The sequence below is a fragment of the Rhizobium sp. 18055 genome (assembly GCF_902706285.1).
Lineage (GTDB): Bacteria > Pseudomonadota > Alphaproteobacteria > Rhizobiales > Rhizobiaceae > Rhizobium.
The window spans coordinates 1-17,604 of the sequence record NZ_CACSKD010000004.1; the positions used below are offsets into that span (position 1 = coordinate 1).

Consider the following 17,604-nt stretch of genomic DNA (forward strand, 5'->3'; position numbering starts at 1 on the left):
GATCGACAAGATCTTCCAGGTCGGACAGAAGCGTCGGGTCCGTCTCGGTCAGCGGCTTGCGGCCCGCGCCCTTGCGGCGGATACCGCCAAGCGCTGAATCCGGCGCTTGGCCACGAAGTTCCCGCAATCCATAGCCGATGGTGCCGCGCGCGATCCCCGTCGCCTCGCAAACCGCCGCGATCCCGCCCCATCCCGCCGCAAGCGCTTCCGCCGCAGCAAAACGTCGACGACCCCGCTCGTCCAGCATCGGACTGAGCGCCTCATAACGCAGCTTTATCGCGGCAACATCGATCACCAACACGGTCTACAAGCAAACAGAAAAATGGGAATCCACCAAATCCGATTTCCCGATTCAGAAATTTGTCGATGCTTCCTTAGTAGAGGCTTTGACGCCCAGTGCGCTGTGAAAGTGCACTGCACCATTCCGGCCGAACGCCGCCGCCGCCCGCCCCTGTTTTCCCAGGCAGTCGGCAGCTTCTGCATCGAAACATCCGAATTCGCCAGCATGGGACTCTGCGACTCTTTTCCGAAAGCCTGTCGATCAGCATTTCCGTGGCCACCAATGCGATCTCCGCCTGTGCTTTTGGCGTCGTCACCGGAGCCCTTCTCGTGACTCTGGCGGCCACCAAGCTGAACCGGTGCACGCTGCTTCGCGCCCTGATGGCCCTGTTCATCTGCGGCAATCTCTTATCTGCGCTGGCGGTGAACCTGGAGATGTTCGCGCTGGCGCGCTTCATCCCCCCCAAATATCTGCGGTCGCGACACGACCGATACCGCCAACTCTTCGAAGATGACTTGAATGCGGATGAAGCGCGAAGCCTCGGAAATGGTGAAGGTCTGACAATTTGTCACGGATCAGCTTAGTTCTTGCAACCTCGATGCTGGCGGTCGCCCTTGCTTTGGGTATCTTCGGGAAAGATATCTCGATCGTGGCGCTGGCCGGTTATGTGGCGATGGGCGGATTGGTCGCCGGCGGCGTCAGCAAAGCCGCAAGCACGGTGCTGACGAGGCGTCAATGGGTGGAATGCCTCCTGCTCTCGGTCTTCGTGATGACGGTCGCGATCTGCGTCATCCGCCTGTCGGAATTCGACTTCTGAGCGGGCTGGAATCACCGGTGCGGCCATCATCGACCTGGCGAGGACGCCTTGCGCCACAGGCGGCCGTTCCAGGCACCGCGACCGCTCCACATCCCTGCCCGGTACGGATCAGGGCGCGGGGGTCCACGATGTAGAGAGGGCGATCCGTTCGATTGCCGGGAAAACCTCCTCAAGCCGCGGGCAGGGATCAACCCTGGCTTCGACACCGTCCGGATCGACCAGATCCGGACGGTGTCGGCGGGAGCAACCAAATAAGCGGGCCTTTCAGAGACCAAATGCCGCAAATTTGATGATCCACGCACCAACGCCGCAAAATGTTGAAATCTGCTTCGTGTACCAATTCCATGGTAACGCCGAAACTCGTCTCCACCGAATGAACGATTTGAAAAATTCCAGCTCAATCAGTCCTCATTCCAAGATCTGTTTCAGAGAACAAGATCGCTGAGACCCGGATGATCATCGGGCCGGCGGCCGAGTGGCCAATGGAAGCGACGGTCCTCGTTGCGGATTGGCGCGTCGTTGATGCAGGCAAAGCGTTTGCGCATAAGGCCGTCGTCACCAAACTCCCAGTTTTCGTTACCGTAGGAACGGAACCAATTGCCGCTGTCATCGTGCCACTCATAGGCGAAGCGGACGGCGATGCGGTTTTCGGTAAATGCCCAGAGTTCCTTGATCAGGCGGTAGTCCAGTTCCCGCTGCCACTTGCGGCTAAGAAATGCAACGATCTCCTCACGGCCATTGGCGAACTCCGCGCGGTTGCGCCACTCGCTGTCGACAGTATAGGCAAGTGCGACCTTGCCGGGATCGCGACTATTCCAGCCATCCTCGGCAAGCCTGACTTTTTGCGTTGCGGTCTGGAATGAAAACGGCGGCAGGGGCGGGCGGGTTGCGTCCATTATTTTTCTCCTAGTGTTGTGATCTGGGCGAGCAGTCTTGCATTCTCTCGCTCCAATTGAGCGATGCGCTCATGCAGCGGGGCGACAGCCTGTGCTATTTCGCGCTCGGTGTAGCGCGGGATAATATGTTGCGGGCAATTCCAGTCGAAGGCTGCGAGCCGAAGCCGAAAGATTCGCTCGGCTCTTCCCTTGTAAGCAGCATCGCAAACGAACTCCGTCAGGGCAGGGTCATCGTCCAGCGCGAGACGTTCGACATGCATGAAGATCTTGAGACGGGCCCGGTGCGGATAATCCATAAGAAACAGACAGGCGCGATCGTTGACATCAAAGTTTCCCGTGCTGATGTACTGGCGGTTGCCGCGATAATCGGCGAATGCCAATGTCTTTTCGTCCACGACTTTCAGGAAGCCGGGCGCGCCGCCGCGATGCTGGACATAAGGCCAACCCGTTTCTGATACCGATGCGATATAGAAACTGTCGCGCGTGGCGATGAACGCGACTTCACTGTCGGTGAAACGATCTGATTTCCGGTCGTGCGCGCCCATCCATATATCATCGGCGCCCATTTCAGCCTGCGCTGCCTTCACGCTCGGCGTCAGAGCGACGTCCATAAAGTGGTATGCCATGGTAGACCTCCGGAAATGGGAAAACCAATCTAGCCGCTCTCCCGGATGGAGTTCGTTGCGAAAAAGGTGTTGTTTGCGGCAAAAAGGGATAAGCGCCTTTTGTGCAGTGTGTCGGCAAAAAATCGTAAAGCACGGTAAAGTAACGGAGGCTGCCCCCAGACCGCCCGGCAGGCGCAACCGAGCGCGCCGAAGAAGTCTTTGGGAACAAGCTACCCAGATTTCGAAATCGCCGTGAGCGAAACGTCGTGAAACTCTGGGAAATCGAGGGCTGAGCGCAGACCGAACGAGGCGAGACCGCCGTGCCGTAACCACCAGCAACTCCCTTCGATTGGCGAGATTTAACTCGTCCGCTGGTTCTCTCTCGGGCAGACCCACACTCGCCCGGCGGAGTCGACCGCCATTCGAGAGAGGCTGAGATGATTGGAACAGCCACGACATTCGACCTGTCCGCCACCCGGCGTGACCTATTGCTGTGGAGAGGTGCGGCACGCGCCGCAACGGCGCTTCCCGATCTCTCCCTCGCCGCCAGTCAACCCAACGCAATCGAAACGGAGACTACCGACATGTCATTCATCAAGACCCAGGAAGGGACCGACCTCTTCTACATCGAGCGGGTCCGCGTGACTGACAGGTGGTGGTCTTTCACCATGGCTGGCCTCCCTGTGCTGGGGATGCATGGCGAGGACGACCAGATCGTCTCCTATGCCAATACCGCGCCAGTTGCGGCAAAGCTTCTCGAGAAGGGAGTGCTGAAGACCTACAAAGGCCTCAGCAGCGGCATATGCACAACGCATCCCGATGTGATCAATGCCGGTCTGCTGACGTTTTACCAGAGCTGAAAGCGGCTCACCCCGCCACCAGATGGCCGCAGCTTTTTGCCTGTCGCCATTTCACGCCCTTTTACCGCGCTTAACGCGTTTGCCCGGGCAACTGGTGGTATTGCCATTCCACCACCAGATGCTCGAACGCGGGATATGCGGTCGGTGGCGCATTTCAAACGCAGGGAATTGATCATGGCGCGCATTCTACATCGGACCATCAGGGTGGGGGCAGTTGATATCTTCTACCGCGAAACGCTGCCTCGGACTCCCCAGTCAGGTAGACCTCCGATCCTGCTGCTGCACGGGTTTCCATCTTCGTCTCACCAGTATCGAAGCCTGATGCAGATCCTGGGAGACGATCATAGAATGATCGCGCCCGATTATCCCGGTTTTGGTCAGACGCAAATCGCCCCGAGTGGAGACGATACTTTCGACTTCAGTTTTCAGAGCCTGTCGCGAGTGATAGAGGACTTCATCGACGCCTTGAGCCTTGGGTCTTTCGTCCTGTACGCGTTCGATTTTGGCGGGCCGGTCGGTTTCAGGATTGCTGCTCGACGGCCCGAACTGATTGCGGGACTGATCATTCAGAATGCCAACGCCTATGAGGCGGGGCTGTCGGATGCCGCCTGGCATTTTGCGATGCTGGATGGCCGCGACGATGCCGGCACGAAGGAGTTCGAAGGCCTGCTGTCTCTCGACGGCATCAAGTTCCAGTATCTGACGGGCGTAGCGGACACCGGATTCATCTCTCCGGATGGCTACATGCTCGATCAGCATTATCTGGAGCGGCAGGAGCACAAGGCAGCGATGTTGTCGCTGCTGCGCGATTATAAGACAAACCTGGCCGAATACCCGATCTGGCAGGATTGGCTACGCCGTCAGCGCCCGCCCGCCCAGATCCTTTGGGGGCAGCACGATCCCTTGTTCATTGAGGCGGGAGCGCAGGCCTATCTCACAGACCTGCCGGATGCAGAGCTGCATATTTTCGATACCGGGCATTTCGCTCTTGAGGAATGCGTGGACGAGATCGCACCGCTGATCGCCGAGTTCATCGGTCGCCTCGGTTCAACGGGCGAGTAGCACCCTGCCATGATTTACCTCAATTTACTTGAGAGGCTTGTGATGCAGCGATAGGCATTGGAGCCAGTTGGTGAACGATAGATGCTGGGTATGGCCGCCATGAAAACGAGGGCGTTTTGTTTCGTCGCTTCGCGACAGCGCGACGGCGCGACAGATGGGTGATACCACTATCCGCAAGCGTCGCAACTCTTCTGCCGTCGCGTTCAAGGCAGCTGCCGCGGGAGACAACAATCTGCCTGCTGCATCGACACGTGTCGTCGGTAGGGGCGCGTTTATCGATCTCATTCAGGACGCGGTCCGGAAAACTCCGTTGGTATCTATCGTCGGTGCCGGCGGTGTCGGCAAGACGACCGCGGCGATCGCGATTGCCGAACAGACACTGGAATCGTTCAGAGACGGCGTGTGGCTGGTGGATTTCGCGCCACTGCAGGACCCCTCACTTGTGCCGTATGTGATCGCGACAGCAACCGGGCTTGCGGTGCATTCGGCCAATATCCAGACCGCACTCTGCCGGTTTCTGCGCGATCGCGAGCTTCTGCTCCTGCTCGACAATTGCGAACACATGATCGACGCCATCGCGTCATGCGTCACTCAGATCGTGGAACAGGCACCGGGCGTGCACATACTGACAACCAGCCGCGCACCGCTTCGGGTCGAAGGCGAACAGGTGCACAGGCTGCCGGGTCTGGCGACGCCGCCGGAATCGGCTGACCTGACCGCCGAAGAGGCACTGACCTACCCGGCGATCCAACTCTTCGTCGAGCGCGCCTCCGACAGGCTGGAAACCTTCGTGCTCGGCGACGGCGATGCTGCGGTAGTATCCGAAATATGCAGGAGCCTTGACGGCATAGCGCTTGCGATCGAACTCGCGGCGATGCGGGTGGATGTATTCGGCCTGAAGGGCCTGCAAAAGCAGCTTCACAACCGCTTCAAGCTGCTTGCGGGCGGCCGTGCCGAACGTGAGCGTCATCGAACCATGGCTGCCACGCTCGACTGGAGCTACAGTCTTCTTGCTCCTGTCGAGGCAGAATTGCTGTGCACTGTATCCGTCTTTGCCGGTATCTTCCGCGCGGGTGATGCTTCGGCTATATCGGAACTCTCGGACGAAAAAACCGCCGGTGTCCTTAATGAGCTTGCTTCGAAATCGCTTCTTTCGGTCGACGGCGATCGCGGGGAAACGACCTACCGTCTTCTGGAATCGACACGGGCCTATTGCCAGGACAAGCTGCGGGCGGGCGGCGAAAGCCGATCCGTCCACCTGCGGCACGCGGACTATATCTGCGCGGCGCTGGAGCAGGCAGCCAGTATGTGGAGCCAGCAACAGTCACGCGAATGGGGCGCATCCCACGGGCGACACCTCGACGATCTGCGCGCAGCACTCGTCTGGACGGGGACCGAGCCGGGCTGCCAATCCCGGCTGATCCGGCTGACGGCGGCGGGGACGCTGTTGTGGAATCATTTCTCGCTGACGGATGAAAGCCGGACCCATTTCGAGCGGGCCATCGCCGCGGTTCCGACGTCCGAATTCTCCGGAGCGGCGGTGGAGATGAACCTCCAGCTCGCTCTCGCTGGCGCGCTGCTCTATATGCGTGGCATCGTGCCGGAGGCGAGAGAGGCGCTCGGACGCGCCCATGATATCGCCCGCCACCTCGGCGATGCCGATGCGCGCCTGCGCTGCCTCAGACACATCGGCGCCTATGAACTTTTCGGCGGCCAGCATCTGGCGGGCATCCACACGCTGGAGACATTCCTCTCTATTGCCGCCAGTGACGATCCTTCCGCCATTCCCGAAGGAGAGACGCATCTGGGCGCTGGCGAAATCTTCGTCGGCCGGCTGCGCAGCGTGCGCAAGCGCATCGAGCGGCTCTATGAGAATATTTCCAAGGACTTCAGCGACACACGCTTCGCACGTTACCAGTATAGCAACAGCGTCAATGTCATGATTGTGCTGTCCCAGGCCCAGTGGCTGACGGGATCGCCCACTGCTGCTGCCCGAACGGCCCTGACTGTAGTCGAATATGGCCGTGAAGCCGAGCACGAGCTTTCCCTGAGTATTGCACTGGCTTGGGCCTGTCCCGTGCTTCTGTGGATCGGCGATGACGAAGCCTGTAGCCGATACACCGCGATGCTTGAAGAAGTCGTGGAGCGCCACGGGATCGTCACTTGGCGACCGATCGCTACCTTCTGCCGCGGCGCCCTGGCAAGCATGCAACGCGATACGGCACCCGAAGGAATCGCAACTCTTGAACGCGCGGTCGCGGAATTCCGGGCGATCGGGCATATGGCGCGACTGCCCTATTTCATTGGTGTACTGGCCGAGGCGCTTGCAAGGCACGGCCGTCTTAGCGAGGCAGACGAAAGAATTCGTGAGGCGCTCGACCTTGTGGCGGTGCAGAACGAAAAATGGTGCGCGCCCGAACTGCTCAGAATCCAGGCATTCATTGCGCTGAACCATGGCCAGCACGACACTGCGGAAAGACTATTGATAGAGTCGAGAGCGATGGCCGAGGAAATCGGGGCTTGGTCGTGGAGCTTGCGAACCTCGACAGATCTCGCACGGCTCTGGCAGGCGCAATCACGCTACGAGGACGCAAGGCGCATGCTCCAGCCCGTCTACAACAGCTTCACCGAAGGGTTCGAGACCCGCGATCTTGTTAGCGCCTCCCAAATTCTCCACGCGCTGCAACGGCATATCTAAAGTGGCCGCATCAACAGAAGAAAACGGCTCGTTCAATCCGGACGAACATACGTGTGCGGTTCATTCTCGATCGACCTGCAGAAATTCGTTTGTGCATCGCAGAACCCACGTGGTTTGATGGCATTTTACTCGCCTGATGCAGTGTCCAAAAACCAGCAACATCATCGGTCGCGAACGGACGCTAAACGGCGCAACCATCATTCACGTGCGTTGAGTCCCGCCATTTCCTTAGCGGTCAAGATGGATTGATCAGATAGTTCTGACGCACAAAGACCTGCCTGAAGCCCGCCTTGACCACGTTCTCAAACGAGACGCCATATTTCCCGGGCTCGGGTTCAGCAGTCTCCACCGCAAAGATTTTCACGCCCTGCTCGGCCCCGAGATTCATCCGGGCGCGTATCAAGGCAGTCTGCACGCCCCTGTTGCGAAAAGCAGCTATCGTCGTGCCGCCGCCGAGCCAGGCATAACCATCCGCAGCGTACATAATGCCAGTGCCGGCAGGCACCTTGTCGATATACGCGACAAGGCAGGTCCATCCGGGCCTGGCCACGATGCCAGCCCAGAACGGCGCAAGCGACTTGGGAAAGCCAAAACCTTCGCACATCAATTCGGCAAAGAGTTTCGCCTCACCAATTCCGGCGGCCCTGATCTCGATATCACTGGTCCAGAGGACCGGCGACGATGGCGCTGAGCACGTGAGTTTCACCCAAGCCGGGCCGCTCTTCGCCATGCCCTGATGGGCAATCCAGCCAAGTACGTCTGCAGATGCCACGTTCTCGTCGATCTGAAGTCGGGGCGCGCCGCCTCGCCTATCAAACCAGCGGATGGCTTTCTCAAGGCTTGCGAGGTCGCGAAGACCGAGAATCCTGTTGAGGCCGATTGGTGGTGCAAATGGGAGCGACACCGCGCAGCCTCCTTCGATCGACAAATAGGCGAGCGCGGCCTCGGCGGCGAGCGACTTCGGCGCCAACCGGAAAAGATCGAGGAAGGCCCTGATTTCGATACGCTCTTCCAGAGGAACATTATAGCTGGTCATCTTCGGGACCTATTTTGACGTGAACCATGGTTAGGAGGCAGAGACGGCCTTGCTTCGCGCGGCCTCATGGGTGTTGTCCTGATCCGTCTGCTGTTCGCCGAGAACATGCAGCTGATACGCGACATGGCGCTGGTGAACGAAGCCGTGCCCGCCTATCTCCACGAGCTTGTTGGCCGCATAGGTCTTGGTGATCCCGGAAAGCCTGAACAGGGCCGGCCCCCTTCCCGACTGGAAAACCAAAAGCGACTTGTCGACAAGGTTTGCAATCGCACCGATGACGTCAGCATCTTCAACGCCGTGACCCGTGACGACAGCCAGTGCAGCATCCAGGGAGAATTCACGGGAAAATATCGAAAGTCGCCGCAGCACCGTCTGATCGGTATTCGACAGGCCGCCGAAACTCCAGTCCAGCATCGACTGAACCGTTTGATGACGCAGCGGCGCATACCGACTTCCGCGCCAGGACATTGCCAGCGGATTGTCCAGCAGCTCGGACACGCGGCTCAGGCCATAGGTACCGATGCGGCCGGCGACGAGTTCGATGGCGAGAGGATTGCCGTCCAGACGCCGGCAGAGAGCACCGATTATTTCAGCTTGCCTGTCGTCGATCTTCTCGCTGTACCCGCCATCGACGGCGCGCTCCACGAACAATCGAACCGATGGCCAGGCGAGTGCGCGCCTGACTGTCAGACGCCCCGTCTGCGGTGGAACACTGAGCGGCTTTAACAGGTAGATCGCTTCTCCGGGCAAGCGGAATGCTTCGCGGCTGGTGGCCAAAAGATGGACACCCGGAGCCCGGCTTAACAATGAACCGATCACCTCGGCCACGTCGTCGAGCACGTGCTCGCAATTATCGAGAATGAGGAGCGTGCGGTAGGCGCAGAGATCGCCGATGATCGTGTCTAGAATGTCGTCCTGAGGCTCCAGAGACATAACCGAAGCGATCTCGTCGATGATCATCGCCCCGTCCTCTGCCGAACTGAGATCAACAAAGTGGGCGCGCTGGAAATTTCTCATCGCATGCGCAGCAAGGATTGCCAGCGTGGTTTTGCCGACACCGCCTGCGCCAACAACGGTTACAAACCGCCTCTCCTCAATGGCCTGCGTAAGTTCGGCGAGATCCTCCTCGCGGCCGAGCGGCCTCTCCGATCGCGCGGGAATAAGCGGCGGCTGCCCGGCCGAGCCTTGAATGCGAAACGGTGTCCGTGCAAATTCCTGGCTTTCAACGGTATCATGCCAGTCGAGCGATGCGACAAAGCAGTAGCCTCGCCCAGCGACGCTGACGATATAGCGCCCATCGCTTTGACCGCAGTGAAGTTTGCGACGCAGATGCGCCATCTGCACCCGTACATTTGAATCTTCGACGTTGAGCCCGGGCCATGCGAAGGCCATCAATTCACGGCGGGAAACGATTGTTCCCTGCCGCTCGACCAGAGCCACGAGGATGTCGAAGGCACGGCTGCCAATCGGCACGACAAGCCCATCCCGTATCAATATCCGTGCAAGTGGATAAAGGCAGAATGGCCCGAACGCGAAGTATCCGGCTGTGGAATTTTCTCCCATCACGTATCACCCATACAATGGCTGCACTTCGGAGCGAAGCGCCAGTGCCCTGGTTTTATGTCTGTATCAACATAACGAGGGGTGTCACGGTAGACCGGTTAAAAGCCGTAAATAGTCAGAACTTCACAGGTAGCCGTCCCTTACCTGACACGCCGGCGGACGGCGGCTTGTTCGCTTTGCGACGTATTCTTCATTTCCCGGACCCACGCGCATTTCCCAGGAATAAGCCGCGATTAACTCGTCGGCCGCCCCCGAGCGATGCACTGTTGGCTTGTTAAACAGGCTCCTGCCTTTTCAACCCAGAACCAATCCGGAGACAACACCATGCGTCGACTTTTGATTTCTCTGATGGTGGCGACATCGCTGACCTCTTACTTTCCTACCCCTACCTTAGCCCAGCAAAACCAAGCACCAGGGTTTGCCCAGTCCCAGGCCGTTGTCCACTATCGCACCGCCGAAATCGATGGTGTGAAGGTTTTCTATCGCGAAGCAGGCCCGAAAGACGGTCCGGTCGTGCTGCTGCTGCACGGCTTTCCGACCTCGTCGCACATGTTCCGCAACCTGATCCCGCTGCTTGCCGACAAGTACCACGTCATTGCACCCGACTATCCCGGCTACGGGCAGAGCGACGCGCCGGACCACGAAAAGTTTTCGTATACCTTCGCCAACCAAGCCGAGATCGTCGACAAGCTTGTGACAAAGTTGGGGGCCGAGCGATACACGATGTACGTCATGGATTACGGCGCGCCGATCGGCTATCGACTGGCACTCAAGCATCCCGAACGGGTCAGCGGCCTGATCGTCCAGAATGGCAATGCCTATAGCGAAGGGCTACAGTCACCGTTCTGGGATCCAATCAAGGTCTATTGGGCCGACCGCTCGAAGAAGAACCGAGACCCGTTGAACGTCCTGGTTACGCTCGACATCACCAAGTTCCAGTACACGGATGGCATGGGCGACGTCGAACGCATCAGCCCCGACAACTGGGTCCACGACCAGGCGCTGCTCGATCGTCCCGGCAACCGCGATATCCAGTTGGATATGCTCGGAGACTACGGCTCCAACGTGCCGCTCTACCCGCAATTTCAGGCCTTCTTCCGCGCACAGCAGCCGCCGACACTGATTGTCTGGGGCAAAAACGACAAGATCTTCCCCGAGGCGGGCGCGCACCCCTACCTGCGTGATCTGCCCAAGGCCGAGGTGCATATTCTAGACTCTGGGCACTTCGCGCTCGAAGACAAGCTCGACGAAATGGCGCCGCTCATTCGCGACTTTCTCGATCGCAAGGTCGTGACCAACTAAGCGATTCGGCCCCGCGCCCTGTTCCAGGCACCCCAGACCAGTAGTGGGTGCCTGGATCTCCGTCTCTTCGCTAGACACCAGCACCGGCGTTTTGGAAGGCATTCGCGCGCCTGCAGAAATGCGCTTCGCTTTACCACTTTTTACTAGAACGTACCTCCGATATCGTGAACCTCTCAATCGAGACAATTTGAGAGGGAATGGTTTGACTTCGCACCCGGCGCAACAGATGCAGCGCTCGTATTCCTTTGGACCGTTCATGCTCTTTCCCGGACGACAATTGCTCGTCGAGGGTGAAGAGCCGATCCGAATAGGAGGACGTGCGCTCGATCTATTAACGGTGCTTGTCGAGCGGCCCGGTGAAGTCGTGGGAAAACGCGAACTGCTGTCACGCGTGTGGCCGGGTATTTCCGTTGACGAGGCCAATCTGAAGGTCAACATGGCCGTGGTCAGGCGGGCACTTGGTGAGAACGCCAATCCGCCGAACTATATCGCGACCGTGGTTGGTCGCGGGTATCGGTTTATCGCCCCGGTCTCCTCCAACGGCTTCAACCCGCCACCGGTAGCGCATGAGGCACCCGTCGCGCGCAGCCACAATCTGCCGATCGGCACGACCCGCATCGTCGGGCGCGCTGAGTCGATCACCTCGATCCTGCGCGAACTCGAAACGTCGCGTCTCATCTCCATCGTTGGTATGGGCGGGGTGGGCAAGACGACCGTCTCGCTCGCTGTGGCGGAACGGGCAATCGGGCGCTTTGAACATGGCGTCTGGCTAGTCGACCTTTCGACACTGACTGATCCGACGCTCGTGCCGGACGCAATCGCCATTGCCATCGGGCTGACGTCACATTCCGCAAACATGATCGCCGCACTCTGCACCTTCCTTCAGGATCGCGAAATGCTGCTGATCATGGACAATTGCGAGCAATTGATCGATGCTGTCGCTTCCTGCGTCCAGCGGATACTGGCAAGCGCCAGGAATGTGAAAATACTCACCACATCGAGAGAGCCGCTCTGCATCAAGGGCGAACGCGTTCGCAGGCTTTCGGGCCTTGGCGTCCCCCCCGCTTCGCCGATCATAACCGCCGAGGATGCACTGGCATTTCCTTCCGTACAATTGTTCGTCGAGCGCGCTTCGGACCGCAACTCGTCCTTCACATTGCGTGACGCGGATGCGCCCAAGATCGGGGAAATATGCCGCCGGCTCGATGGTGTCGCACTGGCGATCGAACTCGCCGCGACCCGCATCGATGCCTTTGCGATCCCCGAATTGCTCGACCGGCTCGATGACCGCTTCCGGCTGCTCCAGGGTCATCGTGCTGGCCCCGAACGGCACCGTACCCTGGCCGCGGCGCTGGACTGGAGTTACGAGCTTCTGACGGACGGCGAACGGGCCATCATGGCCCGACTGTCGATTTTTGCAGGCACGTTCAGCTTGGTCGCCGCCTGCATGGTTGCCGCAGATGACCTGATTGACGAGGCGCAGGTCGTCGACGATCTGGGGAATCTGGTGGCCAAGTCGCTCGTCAATGTCGAGGCCCTAGATGTCGACGTCAATTACCGGATGCTCGACACGACCCGGGCCTATGCCTATGCAAAACTGGCCGCCAGCGGGGAGTTCGAGCGCATTAGGCGGCGCCACGCCGATTATGCGCTTCAGCTCGCCGAATTGGCAAAGGCCGATGGTGCCGTACTGTCGAGCAATCACTGGCTCGAGCGATACCGCACGCGGATCGATGACATCAGAAGGGCACAGGCTTTCTCATTTTCCGGACGTGGAGATCCGTCGCTGGGCGTGAAATTGACTGTGGCTGCGATTGCCTACTGGGAGAGATTGTCTCTGCTGGAGGAATGCCGGATTGCTGTCGAACGTGCCCTCGCCAACGAGTTTTCTGATTTCAGGACAGAGCGCGACAACCTGATTTTGCTACTCTCGCAAGGGGCGACGAAGCTGTTCACCCGTGGCCCCATGCCGGAGGTAAAAGTCATTTTCACCAAGGCGCTGGAAATTGCCGAGGCAATGGGTGACACCGGTCTCCAGATCGAATGTCTGCGCGGCCTGTCACAGTATGATCTTTGGGCGGGCGATTCTCACGCTTCACTTGTGACCGCCGCCAAGGTCAGGGAACTCGCGTCCGCCAAGGCTGAGCCCCGCGTCAGCAACAGTGCAGACGGGCAAACCGGCAGCGCACTTCACTATCTCGGGGATCTGGCATCCGCGCGCCGGCATCTGGAAGGTTTTCTCGACGCAACGCCTGTTCCCATCGGGCGCTCCGATGTGTCGCGGTTCGAATTCGACCAGCGTCTTGAAGCGCGCGGGTCGCTTGCCATGGTGCTCTGGCTACAGGGCTTTCCCGATCAGGCGCTTGCAATGGCCCGTCGGCAACTCGATGAGGCGGAGGCATCGAACTTCGCGATGCCGCGGTGTGCGGCAATTCTGCTGACATCTGTCTGCATCGAGGTCTATGTCGGCAATTTTGAGGAGACGGAACGACAGCTCGACTTCGTGGACGATTACGCCGCCGAGCACGGCCTTGTTTTGTGGAGTGCGGTGGCCGCCTGCATGCGCGTAAAGTTGCACATCGATATGGGAAGGCCTGTCGAACTGGCCGTTTATGGACGCGCGCTCGCCGATGTCCGCAACGGGGGGCTCGGGTTACGTTATCCGCCGTTCCTCGGCAATTACGGCCATGTCCTGTCGCTGCGCGGCGACGTTGATGGAGCATTGAAATGCATCGACGAAGCAATATCGCTTTATGCCAATAGCGGGCAGGATTGGGGACTGCCAGAAATGCTCACGATGAAAGGGAACTTCATTCGCGCCGGCGGCCGAGATGGTTGGACGGAAGCAGCTGCAGACTGCTATATCAGGTCTATCGACCTCGCGAGGCAGCACGGGTCGCTGACGTGGGAGCTGCGCTCCGCCACACAACTGGTAGAACTTGCGCGGCAGACAGGTGGCGATTGGCAAGCCGAAGAAGCATTGTCTTTGGCCTATGAGCGTTTTGAGGAAGGGTTCTGGACCGCCGATCTGAAGCGGGCACGATCTCTTCTGGATAGTGCTGCATAAAACTTTTTGAAAGCAATCCAGATGGACAAATTCGAGCAAAGGAGCCCGCAGACCTATGCCTTTGGCCCTTACTTGCTCTTTCCCGAGCGACTGTTGCTATTGCAGGCGGGTCAGCCCGTTCGTATAGGCGGACGGGCGCTGGATATTTTGGTCGCTCTTGTCGAGCGACCCGGCGAGATTCTCAGCAAGCGTCAGCTGATGGAACGGGCATGGCCAACCAGCACGGTTGGAGAGGACAATCTCAAGGTCAACATAGCATCCCTCAGGCGTGTTCTTGATGTCGCGCTGTTGCCCAAGGACTTCATCGAATCCGTGCCCGGCTGCGGATACCGGTTTGCACTGCCTGTTCTGGTGAGCACAGCCTTCGACGGCGTCTCCCCGGCGGCAGCGACCGGCCAGACGCATGGTAGCAATCTACCAACCGCGACAACGCGTATCGTTGGCCGCACCGACACGATCGACGCGATCGGCAGGGAATTGGCGAAGGCCCGCCTGGTGTCGATTGTCGGCCCCGGCGGCATCGGCAAGACCACGGTAGCACTGGCGGCTGCAGAAAGGGAAGTGGGGCGTTTCAAGCATGGCGTCTGGTTGGTTGATTTCTCGCCCTTAAAGGACGTTGAGCTTGTGCCGAATGCCATTGCGATGGCCATCGGTGTACCGATGCATACGGCTGACACGCTCGCCACATTGTGTGAGTTCCTGCGTGATCATGATGTCCTTCTGATATTTGATAATTGCGAACACATGGCCAAGGCGATTGCCTCCTGTGTCTGCGAACTCCTGACTGCCGCCAAGGGCATGAAAGTCATTGCCACCAGCCGTGAACCTCTCGCTATTGATATGGAACGTGTCTACCGGCTGCCGGGCTTGCCCGTCCCTCCAGCTTCCTTTGCGCTTGGCGCAAGCGAGGCCCTAGCCTTTCCAGCCGTACAGCTTTTCGTGGATCGCGTGAGTGACCGGTTGGAATCCTTCTCGCTGAATGACGCCGACGCGATGGCAGCCGCCGAGATTTGTCGCCGGCTCGACGGCCTTGCACTGGCGATTGAACTCGCTGCGATGCGCGTCGATATCTTCGGTGTCGCTGGCGTTCTCAAGCAGCTCGACGACAGGTTCCGCCTGCTCGCTGGACGTCGGGCAGGCCTGGCGCGCCATCAGACCCTGGCGGCGACACTCGACTGGAGTTACGGTTTGCTGTCAGAAAACGAGGCTATTCTGCTTCGCTCGGTCTCGGTGTTCGCAGGCCTGTTCGATATCGACGCCGCAGCCGCGGCCTCGGAAATTCCGACGAGTGAAGCAGCCAACGGCTTGCAACAGCTTGCTGCAAAATCTCTACTGACCCCGGATCTGGACTCGAAGGGAATAGCCTACCGGCTTCTGGAAACCACCCGCGTCTACTGCCTTGATCACCTGAGAGCCAGCGGCGATGAGCATTGTGTACGCCGTCACCATGCCGAGCATATCCTCTCAATACTTGAGAAGGCCGAGGAAGACTGGGCGCATGCTTCCGGCGGGGAATGGGGAACCACATATGGCGGCGTTATCGACGATCTGCGTGGCGCGCTCGCATGGGCCGGAAAAGACCGGGAGAGTTCGAGGCTGCGTATCCGGCTCACCGTTGCGGGCCTGCTCCTGTGGAACTACTTTTCCCTCACGGAGGAATGTCGCGTTCAGGTTTCGCGGGCCGTCGACGAACTCGAACCCGCCGGACTTATCGGAACCCCGTTCGAGATGCAGCTCAAAGCTTGGCTGGGCAACTCCATCATGTTCACCCGGGGGATGATGCCGGAGGCTATCGAGGCGATGCGGCGGGCCCTGGAGATCGCCATTGAGATCGGCAATGTCGACTACCAACTCCGCTGCCTGCGGATGATCGGGATCTATGAGCTTTTTGCCGGCAATCACGATGAAGGAATGATCGCGCTTGAAGCATGCATCTCTCTCGCTGCCGCTGGCGATCCTTCCGCCTTGCCGGAATGTGAATCGCACATCGCCATCGCCGAACTGTTTCTTGGCAAGCTGCGTAGCGCACGCCAACGCCTCGAAAGCCTTCAGCAGCACGACCGGAAAAGCGTCCCCGACTTGCGTCGCTTGCGATATCAATCCAACAGGTCGATTGATGTGGCATGTGTTTTATCGCAGGTACAATGGCTGACAGGTTCGCCCGACACCGCCATGCAGATGGCGAATGTTGCGGTTGGGCAGGCGCGCGCGGTCAATCATCATCTTGCACTTAGCACCGCTCTTTCTTACGCCTGCCCGGTTTTTTACTGGAGTGGAGATTACGAGCAATGCGCACTCCACATCGAAGTCCTCGATGACGAAGCACGGCGCCACGGCTTCGATGTTCGCCGGCCGGTTGCCATGTTCTTTCGGGCGGCTTTGGCATGCGTGAGCAGCACCGGCAACGAGGCGATCGATGATATCGAGCGGGCGATCGCCTTGTTCCATTCCACGGGACATCTGGCGCGTATGCCATTGTATCTGGGTATGCAGGCCGAGTTTCTGGCCAATTTCGGCCGACTTGAGGAAGCCGGGACAGTTGCGCTTGGGGCTATCGATAGCGCAAGGACACAGAACGAGATGTGGTGCGCACCTGAATTGCTGCGGATCCAGGCGTCCATTGCGAAGCTGGGTGGTCATACTGGCGAAGCAGAAGCCCTTCTCGCGAAATCGATGGTCCTCGCTCAGGAAACGGGCGCGTTGTCATGGCAACTGCGTTCGGCAACCGATCTCGCAAAGCTACATGTTGCGAGATCAAGGGTGGACGATGCGCATAAAATTCTCTCGCCTGTTGTCCAGAGATTTACTGAAGGTTTTGAAACCCGGGATCTTATCACCGCCATAAATCTGCTGAGCAGCCTGCGAAATCCTCAGGCAATCAGGTAAACGCTCGTCGCTGGTGTCGCTGTGCTTTCGTATTATTCGATGGCTGGCCTGAGGGCAGCCGGGAAGCTTCGTTTTCAGTCAAAGAATGGTGGAACATGAAATATCTCGCAACAACAGCGTTCGTGGCCGCCTCTCTTACAATGCCAATTGGAGGATACGCTTTGGCCCAGGATCGTATTTCGATTTCGTCTGACTGGGGCAACGTCACGGCCGAGCTGGCCGACAACGCGGCTGCTCGCGCCCTTGCCGACATGTTGCCTTTGACGATTGAGATGGACGATCATCTGCGCCAGGAAAAGACAGGCAACCTACCAGCTGCCTTGCCGGCGGCTTGGCGGCAGCGCGAATTTTCCGCCGGGACGCTTGGTCTCTGGAGTTCGACCGATTTCGTCATTTACTACCGTGACGGAAGCGTACCGTCGCCGGGCATCGTCATTTTGGGTCAAGTCAAAGGTGATGTCTCGATCTTTGACCGTCCCGGCAAGGTGACAATCAGAATTCACAGTGAGTAAATGCGTTCGCATCTAACGCC

The 17,604-nt window shown here is 58.9% G+C and carries 12 protein-coding genes and 2 pseudogenes; 9 read left to right on the plus strand and 5 right to left on the minus strand.

Features of this window, described 5'->3' with window-relative positions; all coding sequences use genetic code 11:
• Positions 1-295: pseudogene (locus GVL52_RS08760) on the minus strand (ISAzo13 family transposase); the annotation flags it as partial.
• A 257-nt stretch (positions 296-552) separates the two neighbouring features.
• Here GVL52_RS08760 and GVL52_RS08765 point away from each other — a divergent pair.
• On the plus strand, positions 553-864 hold the full coding sequence (locus GVL52_RS08765; protein ID WP_160005927.1) for a hypothetical protein: 312 nt from the start codon (positions 553-555) through the stop codon (positions 862-864).
• Positions 865-878: 14 nt separating this feature from the next.
• On the plus strand, positions 879-1,097 hold the full coding sequence (locus GVL52_RS08770; RefSeq protein ID WP_160005929.1) for a hypothetical protein: 219 nt from the start codon (positions 879-881) through the stop codon (positions 1,095-1,097).
• Positions 1,098-1,522: 425 nt separating this feature from the next.
• On the opposite strand, the gene GVL52_RS08775 is transcribed toward GVL52_RS08770, so the two are convergent.
• Together GVL52_RS08775 and GVL52_RS08780 are read right to left on the minus strand one after the other, a co-directional pair.
• Positions 1,523-1,993, minus strand: a complete 471-nt coding sequence (locus GVL52_RS08775) for a nuclear transport factor 2 family protein (RefSeq protein WP_200847795.1) — start codon at positions 1,991-1,993, stop codon at positions 1,523-1,525.
• Positions 1,993-2,619 (minus strand): pyridoxamine 5'-phosphate oxidase family protein, encoded by a 627-nt coding sequence (locus tag GVL52_RS08780; RefSeq protein ID WP_160005931.1) that lies wholly within the window; start codon positions 2,617-2,619, stop codon positions 1,993-1,995. The genes GVL52_RS08775 and GVL52_RS08780 overlap by 1 nt, the downstream gene beginning before the upstream one ends.
• 656 nt (positions 2,620-3,275) lie before the next feature.
• Here GVL52_RS08780 and GVL52_RS30815 point away from each other — a divergent pair.
• The 3 genes and pseudogenes from GVL52_RS30815 to GVL52_RS08795 form a co-directional block, all read left to right on the plus strand.
• Positions 3,276-3,458: pseudogene (locus GVL52_RS30815) on the plus strand (alpha/beta hydrolase); the annotation flags it as partial.
• Between the two features lie 174 nt (positions 3,459-3,632).
• Positions 3,633-4,520 (plus strand): alpha/beta fold hydrolase, encoded by an 888-nt coding sequence (locus GVL52_RS08790; protein ID WP_244619121.1) that lies wholly within the window; start codon positions 3,633-3,635, stop codon positions 4,518-4,520.
• Positions 4,521-4,674: 154 nt separating this feature from the next.
• A complete protein-coding gene (locus GVL52_RS08795; RefSeq protein ID WP_160005937.1) occupies positions 4,675-7,218 on the plus strand; it encodes an ATPase in 2,544 nt (847 codons plus the stop codon).
• A 235-nt stretch (positions 7,219-7,453) separates the two neighbouring features.
• Here the strand turns inward: GVL52_RS08795 and GVL52_RS08800 are convergent, their stop codons facing one another.
• Both GVL52_RS08800 and GVL52_RS08805 read right to left on the minus strand, forming a co-directional pair.
• Entirely contained in the window at positions 7,454-8,254 is an 801-nt protein-coding gene (locus tag GVL52_RS08800; protein ID WP_160005939.1) for a GNAT family N-acetyltransferase, read from the minus strand.
• Positions 8,255-8,284: 30 nt separating this feature from the next.
• Positions 8,285-9,727, minus strand: a complete 1,443-nt coding sequence (locus GVL52_RS08805) for a winged helix-turn-helix domain-containing protein (protein ID WP_160005941.1) — start codon at positions 9,725-9,727, stop codon at positions 8,285-8,287.
• Positions 9,728-10,141: 414 nt separating this feature from the next.
• Between GVL52_RS08805 and GVL52_RS08810 the strand changes: the two genes are divergently transcribed.
• The 4 genes from GVL52_RS08810 to GVL52_RS08825 all read left to right on the plus strand — a co-directional run bounded on the left by GVL52_RS08810 (position 10,142) and on the right by GVL52_RS08825 (position 17,584).
• Complete coding sequence (locus GVL52_RS08810; protein ID WP_160005943.1) at positions 10,142-11,119, plus strand: alpha/beta fold hydrolase; 978 nt, start codon at positions 10,142-10,144, stop codon at positions 11,117-11,119.
• Positions 11,120-11,162: 43 nt separating this feature from the next.
• Entirely contained in the window at positions 11,163-14,186 is a 3,024-nt protein-coding gene (locus GVL52_RS08815; RefSeq protein ID WP_244619122.1) for a winged helix-turn-helix domain-containing protein, read from the plus strand.
• 21 nt (positions 14,187-14,207) lie between these two features.
• On the plus strand, positions 14,208-17,072 hold the full coding sequence (locus GVL52_RS08820; RefSeq protein ID WP_160005945.1) for a winged helix-turn-helix domain-containing protein: 2,865 nt from the start codon (positions 14,208-14,210) through the stop codon (positions 17,070-17,072).
• A 95-nt stretch (positions 17,073-17,167) separates the two neighbouring features.
• Entirely contained in the window at positions 17,168-17,584 is a 417-nt protein-coding gene (locus GVL52_RS08825; protein ID WP_160005947.1) for a cyclophilin-like fold protein, read from the plus strand.
• Positions 17,585-17,604: the final 20 nt, after the last annotated feature.

What these genes read in the sequence shown, in the direction of transcription:
- GVL52_RS08770 (WP_160005929.1), top strand. Translation starts at nt 879, where the DNA reads ATGCTGGCGGTCGCCCTTGCTTTGGGTATCTTCGGGAAAGATATCTCG.
- GVL52_RS08775 (WP_200847795.1), bottom strand. Translation starts at nt 1,993, where the DNA reads ATGGACGCAACCCGCCCGCCCCTGCCGCCGTTTTCATTCCAGACCGCA.
- GVL52_RS08780 (WP_160005931.1), bottom strand. Translation starts at nt 2,619, where the DNA reads ATGGCATACCACTTTATGGACGTCGCTCTGACGCCGAGCGTGAAGGCA.
- GVL52_RS08790 (WP_244619121.1), top strand. Translation starts at nt 3,633, where the DNA reads ATGGCGCGCATTCTACATCGGACCATCAGGGTGGGGGCAGTTGATATC.
- GVL52_RS08795 (WP_160005937.1), top strand. Translation starts at nt 4,675, where the DNA reads ATGGGTGATACCACTATCCGCAAGCGTCGCAACTCTTCTGCCGTCGCG.
- GVL52_RS08800 (WP_160005939.1), bottom strand. Translation starts at nt 8,254, where the DNA reads ATGACCAGCTATAATGTTCCTCTGGAAGAGCGTATCGAAATCAGGGCC.
- GVL52_RS08810 (WP_160005943.1), top strand. Translation starts at nt 10,142, where the DNA reads ATGCGTCGACTTTTGATTTCTCTGATGGTGGCGACATCGCTGACCTCT.
- GVL52_RS08820 (WP_160005945.1), top strand. Translation starts at nt 14,208, where the DNA reads ATGGACAAATTCGAGCAAAGGAGCCCGCAGACCTATGCCTTTGGCCCT.
- GVL52_RS08825 (WP_160005947.1), top strand. Translation starts at nt 17,168, where the DNA reads ATGAAATATCTCGCAACAACAGCGTTCGTGGCCGCCTCTCTTACAATG.